Here is a 23,603-nt window from a genome sequence, read left to right as displayed (position 1 = left end):
TGGGATAGTATATATAATCAGTTATCTATATTCTTTGATAATAGAATATAATTTTAAAAAATTACATTCTAAAAATTTGCCATAATATATATGGTTTACAAAAATATTTAGAAATATCCCAGTATATGTTTTTTACAATTTATTAGAATAAAATTCATATATTGGGAAATATTAATAGTAAATAAATAATTGTTGCTATAAAGTAGAAATTATCTTTAAAAGCACAAATTGATTTACAGTCTCGTTTAATTTGATATTATGTGTTTTTAATTATTGGTAATATTCCTCTTTATCATTTGAATATATATATCTATGCTTGTTGTTTCAATTACATCCATAAGAACATCTTTACATTCAAACTCAAAATCTTCCATTCCTTCTAAATAGTCATCATCTTCATCAAAAAAGATATAAGAATTATATAACCATTCTTCAAATTTTTCTTCAAGTACATCCCAATACGAATTCCAAAATAATCCACAACCAGACATATAAGATGCTCTACTTTCATTTATATAAATCTCGTTTAGAAGCTTTTGTAACTTACTGCTATAAAGTAAATCTGCTTTTCCACTGCTTGATATTAATTCATTTAAATCTTCTATTGACATTAATTCAACTTTACCACTTCTATCATAAGGAGTATAATTTTCATCAACCCATTTATGTGGTTTGTTTTCTCTGCATACTGTTGCTATTAGCTCTACAACTTTTGTTCTTATCATTTTTTCTTTGTCCTAACTTATTGATTTTTTATAAAATAATCATAATTTTATAACTTATCTATTTGTTTTAATGCTAATTTAACAGTTTCATATCTATCAGCACCATTTATTACTACATCACCTTTTACAAGTTTATTAGCTTCTCCGCCTACAACATAAACCTTTTTACCTAAACCTTGCTTATAGCTAGATGCTTCAACTATTAAAGAATCTTTTAATTGCCAATATAAAATCTGAGCAGCCACTTTGTCAGCATCGCCTGTATAAACTATTACATTTTCGTACATTTTATCTCTCCCTCCTTCCTGAGAATTTGATATAGATTTGTTTAATATACCTTCTGCTATCAATTTAGCAACTTTATCTTTATTGTTAACATAATAATCTGTATCGGCTTTACTATCTACAAAACATACTTCTATTAATATTGCTGGTGCAATGGTATGATTAAGCCAATAAAGACCCCTAACATCAGACTTTGCACCTCTATTTTTGAATACTGTAGCTAACCTAGTATTCACTTTTTCTGCATATGTTTTTCCATTATTAGTTTTATATATTGTTTCTGTACCTACTGGAGTTGAAGTTGTAACATTTGAATTAAAATGAATCTGAACAGCCAAATCAGTTTCATATTTATTTGCTATAGCACACTGGTCTGCTAAATGATTACTTGATTCATCAACTCTTCCTGTATAAACACTAGCCCCTCCTATTTTAAGCCATTTAACAATTAAGTCATTAAGTATTCTTGTTTCTTTGCTTTCGTTTATATACCCAACAGCTCCTGTACCTTTTCCAGTTAAAGTGTGTCCTGGTATTATTACTACTTTCAAATTAACATCTCCTTTACAATTAAATTTAACTTCTATTTAATATATGCATAATTCAGAATTTTGTTTCTTTTTATATCTTATACTTCTATTATAAGGCATATTGTAAAATTATAGAATATTAAACAAGAAATATTAAATTTATAATTTTGTGTATAAGACATTACTTGATTTCAACAATTTTATAGCATATTCATCAATTCTATATCCAGTTCTATAATATATGTGTTTAATTCCAGATTGAATTATAGCCTTAGTACAATTTAAACAAGGAAAATGAGTTACATAAATAGAGCAATCTTTAACTGAAATACCTTCTTTTGCACAATAATAAAGGGCATTTTGTTCAGCATGAATAGTTCTAATACAATGTCCTTCTCTCATTTCATGACCAGCTTCACTACAATGCTTATCTCCAGAAATACTACCATTATATCCAGTAGACACTATTCTATTTTCTGAATTGACAATTATAGCTCCTACATAAGCTCTATCACAAGTTCCTCTTTCAGCTACTGTTTCACACAACCTCATAAAATATTCTTGCCATGAGCATCTATTTTCAAGTTTTTTATCCAAATCATATACCTCCATAATTTATATCTAATATATAAGGTTTATACCTTAAAAATGATATTAAAAACAAATTTATATGACAAATAAAGTTTATTAATATTATTTTTATTTCAAATAAAAGTTACAAGGAAGCTAAAATTTTATATATATTTCTTTATAATATGAAATATCACAATATAAAAAACTGTCTCAATAAAATAGAGACAGTTTTACAGTCAAAGTTTATAATACAAGTTCATATTTTTCTTTAAATTCTTTTATAGCTTCAGGCCATGCCTTTTGTTCTGTAATACCTTTTTCTTTAGCTATTTTAATTGCAATTTCTCTTATCATTGCAGCTCCTTCTAATATTCCCATTTTTAATCTCCCTTCAAATATCTTTTTGTATAGAATATAAATAGTGCTAAGACTTATTACATGCTGCATATACAATATTTATACAACACATAACTCATAAATTCCTTTTATTTTCATACGTCTTTAACCGACATATAATTATATTCAATAAGTTTTAAAATTATGAACCCAATTATAATTATTTTTATTTTTTTAGAATCTAAACACTAAAAATTATAGGTAAATTTGTCTTATGCCTTTATAAATATTTCTACAGTTTTAATTATTAGACATATCTCTTTTTAATACTAAAAAGAGTATAGAAATCAAGATTATCTCAATAAATACAGAGTTTTAAGATATTTAGGAGAAAAAATTTACAAGGATATTATAATAAATGAAAGAACCCTATTTACTGGAGCATGGTTTGTTAAGAACCTATTTCAGAAGAAATTATATAAGATACCCTTGATAAATTACATGGAAATAAGTATTATCTGCGAAATCAGAAAAGAAATGACTTGATAATTTATCCATGTTATAATTATTGATGTGGAATCAATAAATCGAAATTCCTTTCGGGGGGTTTAACAACACTAAGGAAGGAAAAAGTGAATGACTTTTGCAAGGAGGTGTTAATATCAGACAAGTAAAGTCTTTTGTTTTTCCAGTTATAGTCTTGACATTCTTAGACCAAATTAGCAAAGCTCTTATAGGATTATTCTTAATGGACTTTGAATTTGATATAATTGGTAAATTTTTAAGATTTAATCCTGTTCAAAATACAAATCTTTCTTATGGTGGAAATTTTATTGGTATTCTATCTAATTTATGGGTACTGGTATTGTTTAACATTTTAGTTATCCTCGTTATTATATCTGGATATGCTTTTTACAAATCAAAAAATGAACAAACAAGCTATTCAGTAAAAGTAATTATGTCTTGTGGGCTTGCTGGGGCAATATGTAGCTTGATAGATAAAGTATTTTGGGGAGGAAGTTTAGATTTTTTACAGATACCAAGCTTTTTTATTTTCGACTTAAAGGACTGCTATCTTACTGTTGCAGAAATAATATTTGTTATCATAGGAATTTTGCATAACAGAGAAATATCAATGAAAGAATACATATATTTTTGCTATTGTCAGTTTAGAAGATAAATCCAAGTTTCAAGGTAAACTATTTAACCACAGCAAATGGCTGGCTCACTTCAGCTGTTGGGCTAAACTCACTCATTGAGTCTCTGTTATCTAACAAATGGAGCACAAAAAAATGAAAATTAAATATTGAAACAGTTAACTTTGATTAAAAAGTTGGATGTCTTTTCTTTTATAGAAATTTAAGCATAGGTAATAAAGAAATGACTGCATTTAAGCATTATGTATAATTGGATTCAATAAAAAGCCAGCAAAGCCCATAAAATAGAGCTATGCTGGCAACATGATGAGTTATAAGAAGATAATCAGAAATTTACTATTTGTTTTAATTTAAAAAAATGATTACTGAAAAGAAATCATTTTTTATTATAATCACTGAAACATAAAATATTCTAAATAAAATTTTTATCTATCTGGAATTGTATATTTTTTCTATAATATTAACTATAGCGTACATTGCCCAAGCACAGATAGCCAATACAAATACTCCCATCATTACTAAATCTAATTTAAATACTTGAGAGCCATATACTATTAGGTATCCTATTCCATATCTTGAAACTAAAAATTCTCCAACGATTACGCCTACCCATGCCATACCAATATTAATCTTAGTTAAATTTATTAGATTTCCTGTGTTTGCAGGTAATATAAGTTTAAATAATATTTGAGATTTACTAGCTCCAAAACTCTTTAACATCTTAATCTTTTCTTCATCTATATTCATAAAATAATTGTAAGCTGAAAGTATAGTAACAACAACAGAAATAGTTACAGCTGTTACGACGATTCCTTCTATTCCAGCACCTACCCAAACTATAATTATAGGAGCTAAAGCAGTCTTAGGAAGAGCATTTAAAACTACTAAAAATGGATCTAATATTTTTGATAATTTTTCTGACCACCAAAGAGCAATTGCTACCAAGATACCTAAAACAGTCCCTATAACAAGACCAAGGACAGTTTCATATACAGATATTCCAATATGTTTAAATAATTGACCACTAGATGCATATTGAATAAATAAATTGTAAATATCACTTGGTTTGCTAAATAGGAATGTATTTATAACATTTAAGTCAGCTAAAAGCTCCCATACTACAATAAAACCAATTAGAATTAATAGTTGGTAGAATAGTACATTTCTTTTTTCTCTTTTTACACCTTTCACATAGTTTATATATCCTTCAGATCTTTTATTAAGCCTCATGTGTATCTAGCTCCTTCCATAATATGTCGAAATACTTTTGAAAATCAGGAACTTTACGTGTTTTGAGAGGCGTTTTTGTTCCATCCATATTAAGTTCAATATCATAAATATTTTTTATGGTAGCTGGTCTTTTAGATAATATTGCAACCTTATCTGATATGCTTATTGCTTCTACTATAACTAAAAAAGTGCAACTAATCGCTCAATAAAACAGAATCATCCATTTTAGCACCCATATAAATAATATTAAGATTTCCTAAACTGCTATCCCAAACGATACTATTAATAATAGTAGATAATAATAATCTCTTATCATCTAAACTGGCATTATCAACTTCATCATTAAATCTCTTCAGATTATTAGTAATAATATCAAGATTAATATTGTCACTAGTAATATTGACATTGCTAGATTCCAAAGTATTAATCTTATTCTTTAAAATACTAATCTCACTATTTAAGCTCTCAATTTGAGAAACTATATAATCAGAAGCAGTGCTACCAGTATTTTTTGCAAGTTCTATAACTAAATTTTTAATAAGTTTTTCCTTATCTAAAATTTGATTTTTAAGTAAATTAGTCTCAGATTTTAAAACATTAAAAATATTACCATTCTTAATGTTATTACTATTAAATTCACTTATGATAGATTCCACTTTACAATTCTTAATTTTATCTATAACTAAGCTTTCAACTAATTGTCCATTAAGGTTTTTGCAGTTACAAGTATCAGCACCAAGTGTTTTTTTAGTACCACAAACATAATAATATTTTAAATCTTTATCAGTTTTTTTACCCTTATAGGTAATTCTCATATTAGCACCACACTTACCACATTTTATAAGTCCAGATAAAAGAGCAGTTTTGCCAGTTGCTATTCTTGGTGTCTTATCACGATTTTTATCTAGCTGACTTTGTACTTCAAGCCATATTTCAGGTTCTATGACTCCATGGTGTTTTGCAATTGCGGCTATTGAATCAGATGTATTTTTAGCATAGGTAAGGATTCCACATTTTCTATCTGAAGTACCTATAACATCCATACCATTGTTTCTAAGATACTCTAAAACTTCATCATTAGCTTTTACATATGCTGGATTTCTAAGTATTCTAGATAAAGAACTCGGGTCAAATTTACCACCTCGAGAACCTCTTATTCCATTATGATAAACATATTTATATAACTTGGATAATGACCTAAGTTCTAAGTATTTATTGTATATTAACTTTACAACCTCCATTTGTTCGTTATTTACTTGAAGCTTATACATACTTCTTTCTTTTAGATTTTCATCTAAGAATGTGATTTTTTCACTGTTAAATCCATGAGGTGTATTGCCTCCAAGCCATCTACCACTACGAGCTAATTCATACATATTATCTTTTATACGTTCTGCTATTGTTTCTCTTTCTAGTTGAGCAAATACACTTGATATAAACATCATAGCTCTTCCCATTGGAGTTGAAGTATCAAATTGTTCTTTAATAGAGATAAATGATATGTTTAGTTCATTTAATTTTTCTATTAAAGTAGAGAAGTCAGATACATTTCTCGATATTCTATCTAATCTATAGCAAACCAGATAATTGAATTTCTTATCTTTAGCATCCTGCATCATTTTCTTAAATTGTGGCCTATCTATATTACTGCCACTAAAACCCTCATCTTCATATATCAAAAAATCTTTTATACCAATAGATTTTGTATAATCCATACATAATTGTATTTGATTTTCTATAGAGTCACCTTTTCCAGTAAATCTTGATTTTCTTGAATAAATTGCAGCTTTCAAAATTAAAACCTCCTATAAATTAGGATATATATTTGAAATTATTTGTATACAGCCTTTCAAGTAAACTTATTAGAATGAATTTATTAATTAGGTAAATTTATATAATTCTACTTTTTATAATATATGACTATTTATTTTATTTCTTTACTATTCAAATTTTAAATCAATAATAAATTTTGATGCTTAGTTGTATCAGGACAAATCTCTAATTTCATAAATTAATATAAAGGCATAAGTTACTATGACAAAGCTAAAATCTAAATATTTTAAAGGATGATTTTTTGAAACTAATAGTTATAACAAGAATTTGTAGGGGGCTTGCATATGGAAATCAAGGTTGTAGAGATTTTTCCTAAAGATGAAGCTAAACTTAATGGAATAGAAATAGCTAAAGCTAGTTGGTTTGTAAATATAATAGGTAAAAAATATCCTAAAGAAGTCTTAGATAAAGCATTTATTACTTTAGAAAAAGAATTAAATGTAAGTAAATCTGATAGATAAGCTTTGATTATTGATTTTATATACTATTGACTTGACATTATATTAATCAAATAGTATATTTTTAAATATAGCACAATGAAGTGTTAAAAGAGCAATGGAGCTCCATAGATAAAGTCTATGGAGCTTTTTTGCGTATTTAACTTAAGGAGGATAGAAATTTGAATAACTTTGAGATTAAAACTAGAATTAAATTTGGAGAAGGCTCACTGAAAGCTCTACAAGAATTAAAAAACAAAAAAGTACTAATAATAACAGACCCATTTATGGTTAAATCAAAAACAATAGATAAAATAACATCTAACTTAATAAATACAACATATCAAGTTTTTGAAGACATAGTACCAGACCCACCAATAGAAGTAGTAGTAGCGGGAATAGAAGCATTTAAATCTACAAACCCAGATATAATAATAGCATTAGGTGGAGGTTCTGCAATAGATGCTGCAAAATCTATAATGGATTTTTCTAAAAAAATATTAAAATCTAATGAAGTAGAGTTTATAGCAATACCAACAACGAGTGGAACAGGTTCAGAAGTAACATCATTTGCTGTAATAACAGACAGTCAAAAGAAATGTAAGTATCCATTAGTAAGTGATGATTTACTTCCAGACATGGCAATACTAGACCCAGAACTTGTAAAAACTGTACCAAACTTCATAACAGCAGATACAGGTATGGATGTATTAACACATGCTATAGAAGCTTACGTATCTACAAATTCTAATGACTTTTCAGATGCACTAGCTGAAAAAGCCATAAAGTTAGTGTTTAAATACTTAATAAAAGCATATAAAGATGGAAATGATATAGAAGCTAGAGAAAAAATGCACAATGCATCTTGTTTAGCAGGTATAGCATTTAATCAAGCATCACTTGGTATAAATCATTCTATAGCACATGTACTAGGTGGAAAATTCCATATACCACATGGAAGAACAAACTCTATATTGCTTCCTCATGTAATAGAATATAATGCATCAATAGTAGGATATACTAACACAACTTACTCTGATACAGCTAAGAAATATGCACAAATAGCAGAATTAGTAGGGCTTGGGAATGGTAATATAAGAATAGCTGTTAGAAATTTAGTAAATGAAATAAAAAAACTACAAAAAGAAATGAATATGCCAACCAAACTGACACAGTGCAAATTAAGTTTAGAAGATGTAACTAATGAGGAAAGAGAAATAGCAAAACTTGCTATAAGAGATACTTGTACACTAACTAATCCCAAAGTACCAACTGAAGATGATATAATAAACATATTAAATAATATTAAATAACTACATTTTATTACATGTAAACATAATATTATACAAGTAGGGAAAATGTTTTTAAAAATATAAATTATATATTGACAAATATAAAACAGAAAACTATAATGAAAGTATCACAAAGGCGTGATACTTTAGTAGAAAGCAACGGAGCTTCTTAGGAATATTAATATTATTCTTATGGAGCTCTTTTTATTTTAAACAAATAATTTTTTAGTAAACTATATTTAAAGAAAGCAGGGAATAAATTTGACTGAAGAATCTAAGCAAAGAGTTATTCAAGAATATGTTCCTGGAAAACAGGTTACATTAGCACATATAATAGCTAATCCTAATGAAGATATATATAAGAAACTAGGATTAGTGCTTGATAAAAAAGATGCAATAGGAATACTTACAATAACACCAAGTGAAGCATCAATAATAGCAGCAGATGTTGCTACAAAAGCTTCAAATGTATCTTTAGGTTTTATAGATAGATTTAGTGGTTCTGTAGTAATATCAGGTGATGTAAGTTCTGTAGAATCAGCATTAAACGATGTTTTAGAAGTTTTAGGAAATATGTTAAACTTCTCATCTACAAAAATAACAAGGACATAATAATACAATGAAGAATATAATATTTATGGGAAAGACAGGTAGTGGTAAAACTACTTTATGTCAAAAACTAGACCAATTAGAATTGAAATATAAAAAAACTCAGTCAGTAGAACTTTATAATAATGCAATAGATACTCCAGGTGAATATATGGAGAATAGAAGCCTATACAATGCCTTAATAACAACATCAGCAGATGCTAAAATTATAGCAATAGTGTATGATGCTACACAAGAAGAAAATTATATAGCACCAGGATTTGCAAGTATGTTTTGCAAAGATGTAATAGGGATTATAACTAAAATAAATAAAGCTACTGAAGACGAGGTTAATCTAGCTTATGAAAGACTATCACTAGCAGGAGCAAGTCAAATCTTTAAAATAGACACAGTTGATGATATAGGGCTTGAAAAACTATTTAAATATCTAGAAAAATCTAAAAATATAGATGAAATTTAAGGGGAAATATTTTTTTACTCAAAATTATGATAAAAGTATGATAAAATAAAAAAATATATAAACTATTCTAAAAAGATTTAATCTTTAAGTGAGGTAGGAACATGGGGAAAAAAATACTATTGGTTGATGATGAACCACTGTTAAGGATGGATACAAAGGATATACTAGAAAGTCATGGCTATGAAATAATAGGAGAAGCAAGTGATGGATTTGAAGCTGTTGAAATGTGTAAAAAACATAAACCTGATTTAGTTATAATGGATATAGAAATGCCAATACTTGATGGTATAAAGGCAGGTAAAATAATATGTAAAGAAAATCTAGCAGGTGGAGTACTTTTATTAACTTCATTTGAGGATAAAGAATACGTAGAAAAGGCCAAAAGTATAGGTGCTTATGGATACTTAATAAAGACAGCAAGCGAAAAATCACTTATACCAACTATAGAAATGTGTCTAAATAAAGTAAATGAATTTGAAAGAATGAAAAAGGATTTAGAAAAGGTAAATTCTAAATTGAATGAAAGAAAATTAGTAGAAAGAGCAAAAGGTATACTTATAAGAGAGTTTAAAATTTCTGAGGATGAAGCATACACTAGAATAAGAAAATTAAGTATGGATAAAAGAACTACAATGATGGAAATTGCCAAGATGATTATAATAGGATACGATGACTAATACGATAAAAAAGATAGCAACTACACAAACATACTTAAATAATAATGAAATTGAAAAAATTATAGAGGTATCAAAATCCTTAGATTTAATGGCTTCCTTTTATGAGGCTGATGTTTTTATAGATGTATTAAGTAAAATTGATGATGAAGCAATTGTTGTGGCACATAGTAGACCTAAAGAAAAGTCAGTGTACTGTGAAAATGTTATAGGCAAAAAGGCTCTACTTGAAAATGAACCAGGAGTTATAAAGTGCTTAAAAACAGGAGAAAGAGTAAGAGATATAAAAGCTTTAACACAAGAATATAAACTGGTTAAGCAAAATATTCAGCCAATAACATTAGATGACAAAGTTTTAGCAGTATTAATAGTTGAAAAAGATATAAGTAGTGAAGTTAAGAATGAGTTTAACACTAATGAAGATGAAGAAAATAAAAATTTACATCAGTTTATAAAATTGATAGGAAATAATGATTTTTTAGTTGATAATTTAAATTCAGCTATACTCATATTTGATAAAAATGGGAAATTAAAAATTAAAAATCGTATTGCAACTGAAATATATAAAAATCTTGGATTTGAATGTGATATACAAGATATGCATTATAACGACTTGTATATAGAAACTAAAGTATTTGAAGATATATTAATGGATGAAAATTATGATGAAACAAATGAAGTTTCAATAGGTAATATGTTTTTCAAAATAAAGACCATATACATCAAAGATGATGAGTTTAAGGTTTGTAAAATAGTACAAGATATAAGTGATTTAAAGCGAAAAGAAGAAGAATTAGTTTTAAAAACAGTAGCTATAAGAGAAGCTCATCATAGGGTGAAAAATAATCTTCATACAGTAATATCTATAATAAAAAAACAAAGTAGATTATCTCAAAATGATGAAGTCAAGCAGTGTTTGGATAATATAATAAATAGAGTATTTGCAATACTTTCGACTCATTATTTATTATCTAAGGAAGTGGATAATAATATATCTATACGAGAAGGTATCAATTTATTAGTGTCAAATATTCAAGGTGGGTATTTGTTTAGTAAGGATATAGATATACGTATAACAGGTGAAGATTTTAAAATTAGTGGAGAAAAAGCAACCGCAATACTTTTGGTTATAAATGAAATACTACAAAACTGTTATGACCATGCTTTTATTGATAGAGAACATGGTAATATACAAATATTAATAAATAAAGATAATGATTCAAGAAATATCGCTATTATAGATGATGGAGTTGGATTTGATAGTGATAATATAAATAAAAATAGTTTAGGGACATATATAATAGATAGTTATATAACTCAAATGTTAAAAGGAAGTATAAATAGAAAAAGTAGTAAGAATGGTACAGAAGTATTAATTACTATACCTACACAAATTAATATTTAAATAATAACTCATCTACAAAGTAGTAGTTTTAATTGAGCAAAGAGGCTTAAGGTTATTAATAGATTAAGTTAGTTGAATGTATTTATAAAAATTATAAGTATATATTCAATTTAACATATATTTATTATAACTTTAAGCCTCTTTGCTTGTTTAAGACATACTTAAATTTTAGGAGGTGAGAAAATGAGAGAAGAGTTATTAAGTGTTGGTATTGACATTGGAACAAGTACCACTCAGTTAATTTTTTCTAAATTAATAGTGGAAAATACTGAATCAAATTTTTCGGTACCTAGAATAAGTATAGTAGACAAAGAAATTATTTATAAAAGTAAAGTTTATTTCACTCCTCTTATTTCAAATAATGAAATAAATGGTCAACAGATAAAAGATATAGTTGAAAATGAATATAAAAAAGCAAATATATCTAAAGTGGATATACATACAGGAGCAGTAATAATCACTGGTGAAACAGCTAGAAAAGAAAATGCAAATGATGTGCTTCATACTTTAAGTGGATTTGCTGGAGACTTTGTTGTTGCAACAGCAGGACCTGATTTAGAAAGCATAATATCAGGAAAAGGAGCTGGAGCTCATATTTATTCAAAAGAACATTCAACTACAATTGTAAATATAGACATAGGTGGGGGAACTAGTAATATAGCTTCATTTAAAAGGGGAGAAGTAACCGATACTGGGTGTTTGGATATAGGTGGAAGACTCATAAAGATAGATAAAATAAGTAAAAAAATAACTTATATATCACCTAAAATAGATAAAATCATAAAAGATAATAATTTAAACCTTCAAGTAGGAACTGTAGCTACAATAGAAAACACAAAACCAATAGTTGATATGATGGTTGACTTATTAATGGAAAGTATAGGATTAAAAAAACAGACACCTTTATTTGATTTTATAATAACCAATAAATCAATAAGTGTAGATGAAAGTATTAAGAATGTTTCATTCTCTGGTGGAGTAGCTGATTATATTTACTACGATGGAGAAATAAAGGATTATTTTGAATATGGTGACTTGGGAATTTTACTTGGGCAAGCAATAAAAAATTGCGAATACCTTAAAAAAGTAAATGTGGTTCAATCTATGGAAACAATAAGAGCCACAGTAGTTGGAGCAGGTTCTCATACTACTGAAGTAAGTGGAAGTACAATAACTTATACTAGCGAAAAGTTTCCAATTAAGAATTTGCCAGTCTTAAAATTATCAATTGATGAAGAAGTAGGTACTTCAAAACAAATCAGTGAGGCTATAAAAAACAAACTCAACTGGTTTAAATTAGAAAATGATTTACAGAAAGTTGCTATAGCCATGATAGGTAAGAAAAATCCAACCTTTTCAGATATACAAGAGTATGCTAAAGGGTTTGTAGATGGAATGCAACAAATCATTGAAAATGATTTACCTTTTATAGTAATCGTTGAAAATGATATGGCAAAAGTATTAGGTCAAGCAATATATGCATTATTAAATTATAAAAAAGAAATTGTTTGTATAGACAGTGTTAAGGTTGAAAATGGAGATTATATCGACATTGGAAAACCTATAGTCGAAGGTAAAGTTTTACCTGTGGTAATAAAAACATTAGTTTTTAATTAATAGAAGGAGGTAAGTAAATGATTTTAAAGACAAAATTATTTGGACGTACTTATCAGTTTAAAGGCTTATATGATGTAATGGCTAAAGCTAATGAAGAAAAATCAGGAGATAAATTAGCAGGTCTTGCAGCAGAATCAGCTGAAGAAAGAATAGCAGCAAAAGTTGTTTTATCACACATAAAGCTAGAGGATATAAGAAATAATCCTGCAGTAGCATATGAGGAAGATGAAGTAACAAGAATAATACAAGATGCTGTAAATGAAAAAGTTTATGAAGAAATAAAAGACTGGACAGTATCTGAACTTAGAGAGTGGATATTAGATTCAAATACTAGAAGCCTTGATATAAGAAGAATATCAAGAGGATTAACTTCTGAAATGATAGCAGCAGTTGCAAAATTAATGTCAAATATGGACTTAGTTTATGCAGCTAAAAAGATAAAGGTTACTGCTCACTGTAATACAACTATAGGAGAACAAGGAACGTTATCAGCAAGACTTCAACCTAATCATCCAACAGATGACCCAGATGGAATACTTGCATCGCTTCTTGAAGGTTTAACTTTTGGTATAGGAGATGCAGTACTTGGATTAAACCCAGTTGATGACTCTGTTGAAAGTGTTACTAAAGTATTAAAGAGATTTGAAGAAGTAAAGCAAAAATATCAAATACCAACTCAAACATGTGTATTAGCACACGTTACTACACAAATGGAAGCAATAAGAAATGGTGCTCCTGCAGATTTAATATTCCAATCTATAGCAGGTTCTGAAAAAGGAAATGAAGCCTTTGGATTTAATGGAGATACCATAGAAGAAGCTAGACAGTTAGCTTTAAAACATGGTACAGCTACAGGACCTAATGTCATGTATTTTGAAACTGGACAAGGTTCAGAATTATCTTCAGAAGCACATCATGGAATAGACCAGGTTACTATGGAAGCTAGATGCTATGGATTTGCTAAAAAGTATGAACCATTCTTAGTAAATACAGTTGTTGGATTTATAGGGCCTGAGTACTTATATGATGCTAGAGAAGTTGTAAGAGCAGGACTTGAAGACCATTTTATGGGTAAACTACATGGATTACCAATGGGTGTTGATGTTTGTTACACTAACCATATGAAGGCTGACCAAAATGATATGGAAAACTTAGCTATACTATTAACAACAGCAGGATGTACGTACTTTATGGGAATACCTCATGGAGATGATGTTATGCTTAACTATCAAACAACAGGATACCATGAAACAGCATCGCTTAGAGAAATGTTTGGATTGACAGCAATAAAAGAATTTGATGCTTGGATGGAAAAGATGGGATTCTCTAAAGATGGTAAGTTAACAGAGTTAGCGGGAGACGCATCTGTATTATTAGGATAGGAGGTATTTAGTATGAATGAAAAGGATTTAAAAGCATTAGTAGAACAGTTAGTTGGAGAAATGGTTGGGGAATTAGATACTAATGTTGTATCTGAAACTGTTAAGAAGGCAACTGAAGTTGTAATAGACAACAATGCTTGTATAGATGATATAACGGAAGTTGATATAAGAAAGCAATTACTAGTAAAAAATCCTAAGGACGCAGAGGCTTATTTAGATATGAAAGCAAAAACACCTGCAAGATTAGGCATAGGAAGAGCTGGTACTAGATATAAAACAGAAACAGTTTTAAGATTTAGAGCAGACCATGCTGCTGCACAAGACGCTGTATTCTCTTATGTAGATGATGAATTTATAAAAGAAAATGATATGTTTGCAGTAGAAACTTTATGTAAAGATAAAGATGAATACTTAACAAGACCAGATTTGGGAAGAAAATTTTCTCCAGAAACTATAAGTAGTATAAAATCTAAATTTGGTACAAATCAAAAAGTTTTAATATTAGTGGGAGATGGACTTAGTTCAGCTGCTATAGAAGCAAACTTAAAAGACTGTGTACCAGCTATAAAACAAGGTCTAAAAATGTATGGTATAGACTCAAGTGAAATTTTATTTGTTAAACATTGTAGAGTTGGTGCTATGGACCATTTAGGTGAAGAATTAGGTTGTGAAGTTATATGTATGTTGGTTGGAGAAAGACCAGGATTAGTTACTGCTGAATCAATGTCAGCATATATAGCGTACAAGCCATACATAGGAATGGCAGAAGCAAAGAGAACAGTTATATCAAACATTCACAAAGGTGGAACAACTGCAGTTGAAGCAGGTGCTCATATAGCTGAACTTATAAAAACTATGTTAGATAAAAAAGCTTCAGGAATAGACCTTAAATAAAGTCGAGGGAGTGTAGAATATGAAAAACGATGTAATTCGTCCTAATATATTAGGAATTAAGATAATTTCAAATATAAGTCCAGAAATGGCACAAAAACTAGAACTAAAATCACATCACAAAAGTTTAGGTTTAATAACTGCAGACTGTGATGATGTTACGTACACAGCTCTTGATGAAGCAACTAAAGCTTCAGAAGTTGATGTTGTGTATGCAAAATCAATGTATGCAGGTGCTGCAAATGCTTCAACAAAGCTTGCTGGAGAAGTATTAGGAATAATAGCAGGACCAAGTCCAGCAGAAGTAAGAAGCGGTCTAAATGCAGTAGTTGATTTTCTAGAATATGGAGCAACTTTTATAAGTGCAAATGATGATGATTCAATAGCATATTATGCTCACTGCGTATCAAGAACAGGTACATATCTTTCAGAGGTGGCAGGAATAAGAGAAGGTGAGGCATTAGCTTATTTAGTAGCACCACCACTTGAAGCAATGTATGCTCTAGATGCAGCAATGAAAGCAGCAGATGTTAAGATGTGTGAATTATTTGCACCTCCAACTGAAACAAACTTTGGTGGAGCATTACTTACAGGTTCTCAATCGGCTTGTAAAGCAGCATGTGATGCATTTGCAGAAGCAGTAAAATCAGTTGCAGACAATCCAACAGGATTCTAGGATAGTTAGATGGATGCTATAGGCTTAATAGAAGTAATAGGATATGTTGCTGCAATAGAAGCTTCTGATGCTTGTTTGAAATCTGCAAATGTTAATATTGTAAAAATTGATAAGGTTGGAGCAGGTATTGTTACTTTAACAATATGTGGAGATGTTGGTGCTGTAAAATCTGCTCTAGAAGCAGGTAAAATTGTAGCTTCTAGAGTTGGTACATTAAGAGCATCACATATTATACCAAGAATCCATAGTGAAGTAACAGATGCTTTATTCAAAACTAAAGAACCTAAAGTCTGTGAAGTTTCAGAAGATAAAGAGAAAAACGTTGAGATTACATTGGAAATAACTGATAATGTATCGAAAAATTTATCAAAAAAAGATAATGTAATTTTAGATGTCACTGAGAACAGTGAAAATATTGAAAAATTATATAGTGATATAGATAAAATTAACAAAGAAATTGAAACAGTGGATGATAGTTTAACAGAAGTCAATGAGGAAAAAATAGAAAATACTAATATTGATAAAGACGTATTGGAACAAGTTAAAATAGAAAATTATGATTTTGATAGAGATGACTTATCAAAGAATAGCGTGAAAAAACTTAAAGCTATGGCTAAGAAATTAGACTCTTCAATAACTTATAAAGATTTAAATGTTCTTAAAAAAGAAGAATTGATAAACTTAGTTAAAAAGCTTAGCAGAGGGGATAGATAGTTATGACACTTTTAGATAAAGATTTAGTATCTATACAAGAAGTCAGAACTCTTGTAAAAAGAGCTAAAGTGGCTCAAGAGAAACTTTCTAAAATGAGCCAAGAGCAAATAGATAAAATAGTAAAAGCTGTTGCAGATGCAGCATTTAATAATGCTACTAAATTAGCTAAAATGGCAAATGAAGAAACTGGATTTGGAAAATGGGAAGATAAAGTAATTAAAAATACTTTTGCATCTATGGGAGTTTATGAAACTTTAAAGAACACAAAAACTATTGGAATAATTGGTGAAGATAAAGAAGCAGATACAATAGATATAGCTACACCAGTTGGAGTTGTGGCAGGTCTTATACCTTCAACAAATCCAACATCAACAGTAATATACAAAACTATAATATCTCTAAAGGCAGGAAATACGATAGTTTTCTCTCCACATCCAAATGCAAAAAAATGCATACTTGAAACAGTTAATATAATAAGTGAAGCAGCTATAAAAGCTGGAGCTCCAGAAGATTCAATATTATGTATAACTAATCCAAGTATAGTTGGAACGAATGAATTAATGAAACATAAAGATACAAACTTAATATTAGCAACTGGAGGAGAAGCAATGGTTAGAGCTGCTTACTCTTCAGGAACACCAGCTATAGGAGTTGGACCTGGAAATGGACCAGCGTTTATAGATAAATCAGCCAATGTTAAGTTAGCAATCAAAAGAATAATAGATTCTAAAACTTTTGATAATGGTGTTATATGTGCATCAGAACAATCTATAGTAGTAGAAAAATCTATGGAAGAAACTGTGTTAAAAGAACTTAAAAATCAAGGTGCATATGTTTTAAATGAAGAGGAAAGTGAAAGATTGGCAAAATTCATATTAAGAGCTAATGGTACTATGAATCCACAAATAGTTGGTAAGAGTGTTGAAGTAATAGCAAATTTAGCAGATTTAACAAATGTACCTAAAAATACAAAAGTTCTCGTTGCAAAAGAAAATAAAGTTGGTCATAATGTAGCCTATTCAAGAGAAAAACTTACACCAATACTAGCGTTCTATGTTGAGGAAAATGTAGAGGCTATTATGAGTAGATGTAGAGAAATATTACTAAATGAAGGTGCAGGTCATACCTTCTCAATGCATGCAAATGATGAAGAGTTGGTAAAGAGATTTGCTCTTAACATGCCAGTATCAAGAATACTTGTGAATACTCCTTCAGCACTTGGAGGAATAGGTGCATCAACAAACCTTGTACCAGCACTAACACTTGGTTGTGGTGCAATAGGTGGAAGTTCAACTTCAAACAATATAGGACCACTTGATTTAATAAATGTTAAAAGAGTAGCTTATGGAATCAAAGAAATAGAAGAACTTGGAAAAGATACATCTAAAGTTGAAAAGTCAATGTTTGACTCAATGGATAAAGAAGAATTAATAAATCTTCTTGTTCAAAGATTAGTTAAAGAACTAGCATAACTAAAATAAAAATGAAATTTATAACTATAAATTTCTAAAAATATAAACTATAAAACTATAAAATTAAATTTTTGGAGGATAAGATTATGGCAAGTGCAAACGCATTAGGAATGATAGAAACTAAAGGATTAGTAGGAGCAATAGAAGCAGCAGATGCAATGGTTAAAGCTGCAAATGTACAATTAGTAGGAAAAGAGCAAGTAGGTGGAGGATTAGTTACTGTAATGGTAAGAGGAGATGTTGGGGCTGTTAAAGCTGCTACAGATGCTGGAGCTGCAGCTGCTGAAAGAGTTGGAGAACTAATATCAGTTCATGTTATACCAAGACCACACTTTGAAGTAGATGCTATATTACCAAAAGTATCAGCTGAGTAATATAAAAGTAGTTTTAAAATTTAAATTTTGATTAAAAAGAGGCTATCTCAAAAATGAGTCTTACTAATAAACTCAATGTATTTTGAGGTAGTCTTTTTTATACATCTAATAGGAGATGTGATAAAATGGGTGTTTTAACAGAAAACGAAATAAAAAGAAAAATAGGAAAAAACAAAGGCAATATAACTGAATTTTATATAGAAAAAGGACAAATAATAACTCCTTCTGCAAAATCTTATTTAACTGAGAGAAGTATTGAACTCAAATATATTGATAAGCTTTCAGATATAAATAATGAACCCAAAGAAGTTATAAAAGAAGTAGTTAAAGAGAAAACATATAAATATACTACTGTATTTGGTGCTAAATTGGATGAAAAACCAGAACATATGACTCAATTAAATGGAAATCTTTTGGTTTTTAAAGACCATAAAAGAATAATACTAAGAGGTAAAATAGATTCTCTTGAATCAGAAATACTAAAAGCACAGATTCTTTGCCAAAAACTAGGTATACCAAAGCTTGTTAAGGAATTACAAGAGGTATTAGACTTTGTAAGAAATATGATGAGATGTGAGGTTTTAGAAGAAAAACTAGAAGACTTTAAACTTTTAGGGTTGACTCCACAAGAACTTAGAGAACAATCTCACTATCCTAAAAAATACTTTGGTATAGGACATGAGTTCCCAAGTTATGAAATGGGTGAAGTAGTAGTAGCTATAAATAGTATAAGAAGTAATACACGAGAGGTTGAACTTGCAGCTTACGAAGCATTTAAAGGTGAGTACGGAAATGTTCAAAGAGAAGATTTAATAAAGGCACTTAATAGATTATCGTCAGCATTTTGGATAATGATATATAAAGTTAGAACTAATAAGTATAAGTAGTTGGAGGACACAATGGAGAGTCTATTAAATGAAATAGTAGAAGAAGTAATAAATAGAGTTAAAAAAGAAGCATTCATAGAAGTTGAGGCATCAGGAAGACACGTTCACTTAAGTAGAGAAGATGTAGATAAATTATTTGGTAAGGGATATACTCTTACAAAATTAAAAGACTTATCTCAACCAGGTCAATATGCTTGTACGGAAAGAGTCACAATAACTGGTCCTAAAGGAAGTATAAAAAATGTAGTTGTACTTGGTCCATGTAGAAATGAAACTCAAGTAGAAATATCTTTAACAGATGGTTCAACTCTTGGATTAAAAGCTCCTATAAAACAAAGCGGAGACTTAGAAGGTACTTTAAGTATTAAAATATCAACACAACATGGTGAAGTTGAACTTGATAAGGGGTTAATGGTTGCTAAAAGACATATACACATGACTCCTAAGGATGCTGAAAAATTCAATGTATGTGATAAAGAAATAGTTGAAGCTAAGGTGATGGGTCAGAGACCTTTAACATTTGATGATGTAGTAATAAGAGTTAGTGACAGCTTTAAAACTTACATGCACATAGATTATGATGAAGCCAATGCATGTGGCTATTCAAAAGGAACTGTTGCTAAAATAATAAAGAAAGCATAAATTTAACCTACTATATAGATTACCTCTAGGGAGGATTTAATATGAATTATGATAACCTTGTAGATTTAATAATGGAAGAAATCTATAAAAAAATAAATAGTAATGAACTAAAAATATCTAATAAACCTAAGGCTGTGATTGTATTTGAACAAGACAACAATAAATTTAACTTATTAAAAGATGAATTTGAAATAGTAGAATTTGATAAAAGTATAAAAGAATGTGAAATAGTGATAGTTTCAAGACTTTGTATGAGGGGATTATCAAATCTAGCACTTGGAAATTCAACAAGTGAGGAAGAAAGATTTATACTAAAAATGATTATGAAGGGCAAAAATGTATATGTCCTAGATGAAGGAATTGAATATAAAAAATATAAAGATACTGCACCAAAAGCGTTATATAAGAAATTTATGTACTTTGAAGATGAAATATGTAAATTTGGTGTGGAAATTATAAAAGACTTAAATACTATAACTAAAAATAAGTTAAGCATAAAAAGTGAAGTATCAAGTTCTATAGATTCTAAAAAAGAAAATACAAAAGCTTTAAATAAAGATATGGAAAGTCTAAATAATGTAGAAAGTATAAAGATAGATACCGAATTTAGTTTAGATTTAAGAAATAAAAAACTTATATCAGAAGCTGACTTAAGAAAACCAACTATAAATGGAGTTAAAAACATACTAGTTAATAAAAAAAGTATAATAACGCCATTGGCTGTAGATTTTATGAGAATACACCATCTCAAACTAAAGAAAGTGTAAGGAGGTAATTTTATGGATATAGGAAAAGTTGTAGGTAATGTTTGGGCTACAAGAAAAGATGAAAAATTATGTGGTCAAAAACTTTTAGTTGTAAAAATTTTAAAAACTAAAGACACATACAAGGAAGGCTTCATGGTTGCAGCCGATAATGCAGGAGCAGGAAATGGAGACTTAGTTCTTATATCCAAAGGTTCCTCAGCTAGAGAATCGATTGAAAAAGCTCATGTTCCAGTAGATGCAACTATAGTTGGAGTAGTCGATTCATTTGAGGTGTTTGATGAATAAAAGTATAGGAGCTATAGAATTTAAAAGTATTGCTAAAGGTATAGAAGTATCTAACGAAATGATAAAAAAATCTTCAGTTGATGTATTGTACTTAAAAAGTATTTGTCCAGGTAAATTTTTAATAATAGTAGGTGGAGAAACTTCTTATGTAAATGAATGTGTAGACTACGGAATAAAACTTGGAGAAGGATATATTGTAGATAATTTTGTGATAAATGTAATTTCGCAAGAAATATTAGATGGATTTAAAAATAAGTATCAAAAGTTGGATAATATAGTCTCTATAGGCGTTGTTGAAAGTAGCAAAGTATGTGCTGGAATAAAAATGCTTGATAAGACTTTAAAATCAGGCGATTTAATATTAGTAAAACTTCAATTATCTTTTGCTATAGGCGGAAAATTAGTATATATAGTAGCAGGAGATTTAAGTAGTTTAGAATATGCATTAAAAGAAAGTGAAAATGTAGTAAGAAAAAAAGAAGTAATATATAAGACTGTAATACCATCAGTAGACAGTCAAATAATAAAAAGTCTAATAAAATAATGGGGGGAACTATGAGTATAAACGAAATTATAATCTATGTAATGGTAGTCTTTATGGTACTTGGAGCTATAGATAAATGTATAGGTAACAAATTTGGTCTTGGAGAACAGTTTGAAGAAGGTATAATGGCAATGGGTTCACTTGCAGTTGCAATGGTCGGTGTTATATGCCTAGCACCAGTACTTGCTGATGTATTAAGACCAATTGTAGTACCAGTATTTGATATACTTGGAGCTGACCCAGCTATGTTTGCTGGAAGTTTGTTAGCTAATGATATGGGAGGTGCACCACTTGCACTTGAGCTTGCAAAAGACCCTAATGCTGGATTGTTTGGTGGATTAATAGTAGGTGCTATGATGGGACCTACAATAGTGTTTATAATACCAGTTGCACTTGGAATAATTGAAAAAGAAGACCAAAAATTCTTAGCAACAGGAATACTTGCAGGTATAATAACAATACCTATTGGAGCATTTGTTGGTGGATTAGTTGCAGGGTTTGAGGTAATGATGGTTCTTAGAAACTTAATACCAATAATAATATTTGCAGTAGTTATAGCACTTGGATTATTGAAATTTGAAAATGCTATGATAAAAGGATTCACATACTTTGGAAAAGGTGTAGTAATAGTTATAACTTTAGGACTTGCTGCTTCAATAGTTGAAGCTTTAACTGGAATAGTTATAATACCTGGAATGAAGCCAATAGGTGAAGGTATAGAAATAGTTGGAGATATAGCAATAGTTTTAGCAGGAGCATTCCCATTAGTATTTGTTATAACAAAGGTATTTAATAAACCATTAATGGCTTTAGGAAAAATTCTTGGGATGAATGATGTATCAGCAGCAGGGCTTGTTGCAAGTTTGGCTAACTGTATACCAATGTTTGGTATGATGAAAGATATGGACAATAGAGGAAAGATAATAAATGTAGCATTCTCTGTATCAGCAGCATTCGTATTTGGAGACCACTTAGGATTTACAGCAGGATTTAATGCTAATATGATAACACCAATGATAGTTGCTAAATTAATTGGTGGTATAACAGCAGTCTTATTAGCTATGGTTATAGCAAATAAGACACTAAAAAAGGAGAATGTATAAGATGGATATAACAAATATAGATAAAAACTTAATTGAAACATTAGTAAGACAAATAATAGAAGAAAAAATAAATGGAACTAAAGATACTGTAGATTTTGTTAGAAATAAAGATGCTAGTGGAATAACTTCTATAAAATTACCAACTGTAAAGGTTAGTGAATCTGATAGATTAGATACAGGAAACCCAAGTGATGTAGTTTACACAAAAGATTTATTTACATTAGAGGAAAGCCCAAGATTAGGTTGTGGTATGATGGAGATGAAGGAAACAACTTTTGACTGGACTCTAAACTATGATGAAATAGATTATATAATAGATGGAACTTTAGATATAATGATAGGTGGAAGAAAGGTTTCTGCTTCTTCAGGTGAGTTAATATTTATACCAAAAGGAAGCAAGATACAATTTTCTGTACCTGATTATGCTAGATTTATATATGTAACATATCCAGCAGATTGGGCATCTCAAAATTAACAAGAACCCAAATTAAGTTAATAATAATCAAATAAATAGTTTAAAATACAAACTCTTAATTAAACACATATTTCACATATTTAATTAGGCTATGAATTCAATGGATATGTCCCTGTCAAGTAGACAGACTTAAAAAAGGCTATCTTTACTCGGAATGAGTTCGATATTCAATCGGACTCATTCCGTTTTTTAATTGTATTCTTTCATTATTATAAAAATAAATATAAT

Annotated in this window: 28 protein-coding genes; 21 read left to right on the top strand and 7 right to left on the bottom strand. The window is 29.1% G+C overall.

The genetic code is table 11. The features are described 5' to 3' along the window. Positions 1 to 266: 266 nt before the first annotated feature. The 4 genes from KGF42_RS15475 to KGF42_RS19925 form a co-directional block, all read right to left on the bottom strand. Complete coding sequence (locus KGF42_RS15475) at positions 267 to 725, bottom strand: hypothetical protein (RefSeq protein WP_227823403.1); 459 nt, start codon at positions 723 to 725, stop codon at positions 267 to 269. A 47-nt stretch (positions 726 to 772) separates the two neighbouring features. Beyond that, complete coding sequence (locus KGF42_RS15470) at positions 773 to 1,561, bottom strand: N-acetylmuramoyl-L-alanine amidase (protein ID WP_227826629.1); 789 nt, start codon at positions 1,559 to 1,561, stop codon at positions 773 to 775. 138 nt (positions 1,562 to 1,699) lie between these two features. After that, positions 1,700 to 2,137, bottom strand: a complete 438-nt coding sequence (locus KGF42_RS15465) for a deoxycytidylate deaminase (protein WP_227823405.1) — start codon at positions 2,135 to 2,137, stop codon at positions 1,700 to 1,702. A gap of 219 nt (positions 2,138 to 2,356) precedes the next feature. Next, positions 2,357 to 2,491 (bottom strand): hypothetical protein, encoded by a 135-nt coding sequence (locus KGF42_RS19925; protein WP_255643637.1) that lies wholly within the window; start codon positions 2,489 to 2,491, stop codon positions 2,357 to 2,359. A 601-nt stretch (positions 2,492 to 3,092) separates the two neighbouring features. Between KGF42_RS19925 and KGF42_RS15460 the strand changes: the two genes are divergently transcribed. Beyond that, a complete protein-coding gene (locus KGF42_RS15460) occupies positions 3,093 to 3,629 on the top strand; it encodes a signal peptidase II (RefSeq protein WP_227823406.1) in 537 nt (178 codons plus the stop codon). Between the two features lie 406 nt (positions 3,630 to 4,035). Here KGF42_RS15460 and KGF42_RS15455 read toward each other — a convergent pair whose 3' ends face one another. Next, positions 4,036 to 4,836 (bottom strand): ABC transporter permease, encoded by an 801-nt coding sequence (locus KGF42_RS15455; protein WP_227823407.1) that lies wholly within the window; start codon positions 4,834 to 4,836, stop codon positions 4,036 to 4,038. Between the two features lie 194 nt (positions 4,837 to 5,030). Beyond that, on the bottom strand, positions 5,031 to 6,629 hold the full coding sequence (locus KGF42_RS15450; RefSeq protein WP_227826628.1) for a recombinase family protein: 1,599 nt from the start codon (positions 6,627 to 6,629) through the stop codon (positions 5,031 to 5,033). A 324-nt stretch (positions 6,630 to 6,953) separates the two neighbouring features. Between KGF42_RS15450 and KGF42_RS15445 the strand changes: the two genes are divergently transcribed. The 20 genes from KGF42_RS15445 (at position 6,954) to KGF42_RS15350 (ending at position 23,375) form a co-directional block, all read left to right on the top strand. Further along, positions 6,954 to 7,130, top strand: a complete 177-nt coding sequence (locus KGF42_RS15445; RefSeq protein WP_227822617.1) for a hypothetical protein — start codon at positions 6,954 to 6,956, stop codon at positions 7,128 to 7,130. Between the two features lie 158 nt (positions 7,131 to 7,288). Next, positions 7,289 to 8,419: a 1-propanol dehydrogenase PduQ gene (locus KGF42_RS15440; RefSeq protein WP_227826627.1), complete on the top strand. Its 1,131-nt coding sequence runs from the start codon at positions 7,289 to 7,291 to the stop codon at positions 8,417 to 8,419. Positions 8,420 to 8,659: 240 nt separating this feature from the next. After that, positions 8,660 to 9,010, top strand: coding sequence for an ethanolamine utilization microcompartment protein EutS (gene eutS, locus KGF42_RS15435; protein ID WP_003423973.1), 351 nt, complete (start codon positions 8,660 to 8,662; stop codon positions 9,008 to 9,010). Positions 9,011 to 9,017: 7 nt separating this feature from the next. Next, positions 9,018 to 9,467, top strand: a complete 450-nt coding sequence (locus KGF42_RS15430) for a EutP/PduV family microcompartment system protein (protein ID WP_107594265.1) — start codon at positions 9,018 to 9,020, stop codon at positions 9,465 to 9,467. Between the two features lie 101 nt (positions 9,468 to 9,568). Beyond that, a complete protein-coding gene (locus tag KGF42_RS15425) occupies positions 9,569 to 10,144 on the top strand; it encodes a response regulator (RefSeq protein ID WP_227826626.1) in 576 nt (191 codons plus the stop codon). Then, positions 10,137 to 11,546: a histidine kinase N-terminal domain-containing protein gene (locus KGF42_RS15420; RefSeq protein ID WP_227822620.1), complete on the top strand. Its 1,410-nt coding sequence runs from the start codon at positions 10,137 to 10,139 to the stop codon at positions 11,544 to 11,546. Before KGF42_RS15425 ends, KGF42_RS15420 begins: the two co-directional genes overlap by 8 nt. Before the next feature lie 183 nt (positions 11,547 to 11,729). Beyond that, complete coding sequence (gene eutA, locus KGF42_RS15415; RefSeq protein WP_227822621.1) at positions 11,730 to 13,163, top strand: ethanolamine ammonia-lyase reactivating factor EutA; 1,434 nt, start codon at positions 11,730 to 11,732, stop codon at positions 13,161 to 13,163. A gap of 17 nt (positions 13,164 to 13,180) precedes the next feature. Then, positions 13,181 to 14,545, top strand: a complete 1,365-nt coding sequence (locus KGF42_RS15410) for an ethanolamine ammonia-lyase subunit EutB (protein WP_054273885.1) — start codon at positions 13,181 to 13,183, stop codon at positions 14,543 to 14,545. Between the two features lie 12 nt (positions 14,546 to 14,557). Then, positions 14,558 to 15,439: an ethanolamine ammonia-lyase subunit EutC gene (gene eutC / locus KGF42_RS15405; RefSeq protein ID WP_227822622.1), complete on the top strand. Its 882-nt coding sequence runs from the start codon at positions 14,558 to 14,560 to the stop codon at positions 15,437 to 15,439. A 19-nt stretch (positions 15,440 to 15,458) separates the two neighbouring features. Further along, on the top strand, positions 15,459 to 16,112 hold the full coding sequence (gene eutL, locus KGF42_RS15400) for an ethanolamine utilization microcompartment protein EutL (RefSeq protein WP_003423987.1): 654 nt from the start codon (positions 15,459 to 15,461) through the stop codon (positions 16,110 to 16,112). A 9-nt stretch (positions 16,113 to 16,121) separates the two neighbouring features. Continuing rightward, positions 16,122 to 16,826 carry a BMC domain-containing protein gene (locus tag KGF42_RS20095; RefSeq protein WP_285891582.1) on the top strand — a complete coding sequence of 235 codons (705 nt, stop codon included), beginning with the start codon at positions 16,122 to 16,124 and terminating at the stop codon, positions 16,824 to 16,826. 2 nt (positions 16,827 to 16,828) lie between these two features. Next, positions 16,829 to 18,298: an acetaldehyde dehydrogenase (acetylating) gene (locus tag KGF42_RS15390; RefSeq protein WP_227826625.1), complete on the top strand. Its 1,470-nt coding sequence runs from the start codon at positions 16,829 to 16,831 to the stop codon at positions 18,296 to 18,298. Positions 18,299 to 18,384: 86 nt separating this feature from the next. Then, entirely contained in the window at positions 18,385 to 18,672 is a 288-nt protein-coding gene (eutM, locus tag KGF42_RS15385; protein ID WP_003423991.1) for an ethanolamine utilization microcompartment protein EutM, read from the top strand. 125 nt (positions 18,673 to 18,797) lie between these two features. After that, positions 18,798 to 19,559, top strand: coding sequence for a cobalamin adenosyltransferase (locus tag KGF42_RS15380; RefSeq protein WP_227826624.1), 762 nt, complete (start codon positions 18,798 to 18,800; stop codon positions 19,557 to 19,559). Positions 19,560 to 19,571: 12 nt separating this feature from the next. Next, positions 19,572 to 20,201 carry an ethanolamine utilization phosphate acetyltransferase EutD gene (gene eutD, locus KGF42_RS15375; protein ID WP_227826623.1) on the top strand — a complete coding sequence of 210 codons (630 nt, stop codon included), beginning with the start codon at positions 19,572 to 19,574 and terminating at the stop codon, positions 20,199 to 20,201. 41 nt (positions 20,202 to 20,242) lie between these two features. Further along, positions 20,243 to 20,968 carry a TIGR02536 family ethanolamine utilization protein gene (locus KGF42_RS15370; protein WP_227826622.1) on the top strand — a complete coding sequence of 242 codons (726 nt, stop codon included), beginning with the start codon at positions 20,243 to 20,245 and terminating at the stop codon, positions 20,966 to 20,968. A 12-nt stretch (positions 20,969 to 20,980) separates the two neighbouring features. Further along, positions 20,981 to 21,253: a EutN/CcmL family microcompartment protein gene (locus KGF42_RS15365; protein ID WP_003428697.1), complete on the top strand. Its 273-nt coding sequence runs from the start codon at positions 20,981 to 20,983 to the stop codon at positions 21,251 to 21,253. Continuing rightward, the gene (locus tag KGF42_RS15360) at positions 21,246 to 21,797 is read left to right on the top strand and encodes a BMC domain-containing protein (RefSeq protein WP_227826621.1); all 552 of its coding nucleotides are present in this window, start codon (positions 21,246 to 21,248) and stop codon (positions 21,795 to 21,797) included. The genes KGF42_RS15365 and KGF42_RS15360 overlap by 8 nt, the downstream gene beginning before the upstream one ends. 11 nt (positions 21,798 to 21,808) lie before the next feature. Continuing rightward, a complete protein-coding gene (gene eutH / locus KGF42_RS15355; RefSeq protein WP_054273894.1) occupies positions 21,809 to 22,900 on the top strand; it encodes an ethanolamine utilization protein EutH in 1,092 nt (363 codons plus the stop codon). Between the two features lies 1 nt (position 22,901). Continuing rightward, on the top strand, positions 22,902 to 23,375 hold the full coding sequence (locus tag KGF42_RS15350) for a cupin domain-containing protein (protein WP_227822629.1): 474 nt from the start codon (positions 22,902 to 22,904) through the stop codon (positions 23,373 to 23,375). Between the two features lie 145 nt (positions 23,376 to 23,520). Here KGF42_RS15350 and KGF42_RS20540 read toward each other — a convergent pair whose 3' ends face one another. After that, the gene (locus tag KGF42_RS20540; protein ID WP_227826039.1) at positions 23,521 to 23,598 is read right to left on the bottom strand and encodes an IS3 family transposase; all 78 of its coding nucleotides are present in this window, start codon (positions 23,596 to 23,598) and stop codon (positions 23,521 to 23,523) included. Positions 23,599 to 23,603 lie beyond the last annotated feature (5 nt).

The sequence above is a fragment of the Clostridioides sp. ZZV15-6383 genome, from assembly GCF_020657735.1.
Lineage (GTDB): Bacteria > Bacillota > Clostridia > Peptostreptococcales > Peptostreptococcaceae > Clostridioides > Clostridioides difficile_D.
The sequence above is the reverse complement of the archived record's forward strand: the minus strand, read 5'-3'. Positions and strand labels throughout refer to the sequence as shown.

Bases quoted from the DNA above. Each gene is read 5' to 3' on its own strand.
- KGF42_RS20095 (WP_285891582.1), top strand. From the start codon at position 16,122: ATGGATGCTATAGGCTTAATAGAAGTAATAGGATATGTTGCTGCAATA.
- KGF42_RS15420 (WP_227822620.1), top strand. From the start codon at position 10,137: ATGACTAATACGATAAAAAAGATAGCAACTACACAAACATACTTAAAT.
- eutC (WP_227822622.1), top strand. From the start codon at position 14,558: ATGAATGAAAAGGATTTAAAAGCATTAGTAGAACAGTTAGTTGGAGAA.
- eutL (WP_003423987.1), top strand. From the start codon at position 15,459: ATGAAAAACGATGTAATTCGTCCTAATATATTAGGAATTAAGATAATT.
- KGF42_RS15430 (WP_107594265.1), top strand. From the start codon at position 9,018: ATGAAGAATATAATATTTATGGGAAAGACAGGTAGTGGTAAAACTACT.
- KGF42_RS15390 (WP_227826625.1), top strand. From the start codon at position 16,829: ATGACACTTTTAGATAAAGATTTAGTATCTATACAAGAAGTCAGAACT.
- KGF42_RS15445 (WP_227822617.1), top strand. From the start codon at position 6,954: ATGGAAATCAAGGTTGTAGAGATTTTTCCTAAAGATGAAGCTAAACTT.
- eutD (WP_227826623.1), top strand. From the start codon at position 19,572: ATGGAGAGTCTATTAAATGAAATAGTAGAAGAAGTAATAAATAGAGTT.
- KGF42_RS15410 (WP_054273885.1), top strand. From the start codon at position 13,181: ATGATTTTAAAGACAAAATTATTTGGACGTACTTATCAGTTTAAAGGC.
- KGF42_RS15360 (WP_227826621.1), top strand. From the start codon at position 21,246: ATGAATAAAAGTATAGGAGCTATAGAATTTAAAAGTATTGCTAAAGGT.
- KGF42_RS15350 (WP_227822629.1), top strand. From the start codon at position 22,902: ATGGATATAACAAATATAGATAAAAACTTAATTGAAACATTAGTAAGA.
- eutM (WP_003423991.1), top strand. From the start codon at position 18,385: ATGGCAAGTGCAAACGCATTAGGAATGATAGAAACTAAAGGATTAGTA.
- KGF42_RS15365 (WP_003428697.1), top strand. From the start codon at position 20,981: ATGGATATAGGAAAAGTTGTAGGTAATGTTTGGGCTACAAGAAAAGAT.
- KGF42_RS19925 (WP_255643637.1), bottom strand. From the start codon at position 2,491: ATGGGAATATTAGAAGGAGCTGCAATGATAAGAGAAATTGCAATTAAA.
- KGF42_RS15370 (WP_227826622.1), top strand. From the start codon at position 20,243: ATGAATTATGATAACCTTGTAGATTTAATAATGGAAGAAATCTATAAA.
- KGF42_RS15425 (WP_227826626.1), top strand. From the start codon at position 9,569: ATGGGGAAAAAAATACTATTGGTTGATGATGAACCACTGTTAAGGATG.
- eutA (WP_227822621.1), top strand. From the start codon at position 11,730: ATGAGAGAAGAGTTATTAAGTGTTGGTATTGACATTGGAACAAGTACC.
- KGF42_RS15380 (WP_227826624.1), top strand. From the start codon at position 18,798: ATGGGTGTTTTAACAGAAAACGAAATAAAAAGAAAAATAGGAAAAAAC.
- KGF42_RS15455 (WP_227823407.1), bottom strand. From the start codon at position 4,836: ATGAGGCTTAATAAAAGATCTGAAGGATATATAAACTATGTGAAAGGT.
- KGF42_RS15475 (WP_227823403.1), bottom strand. From the start codon at position 725: ATGATAAGAACAAAAGTTGTAGAGCTAATAGCAACAGTATGCAGAGAA.
- eutH (WP_054273894.1), top strand. From the start codon at position 21,809: ATGAGTATAAACGAAATTATAATCTATGTAATGGTAGTCTTTATGGTA.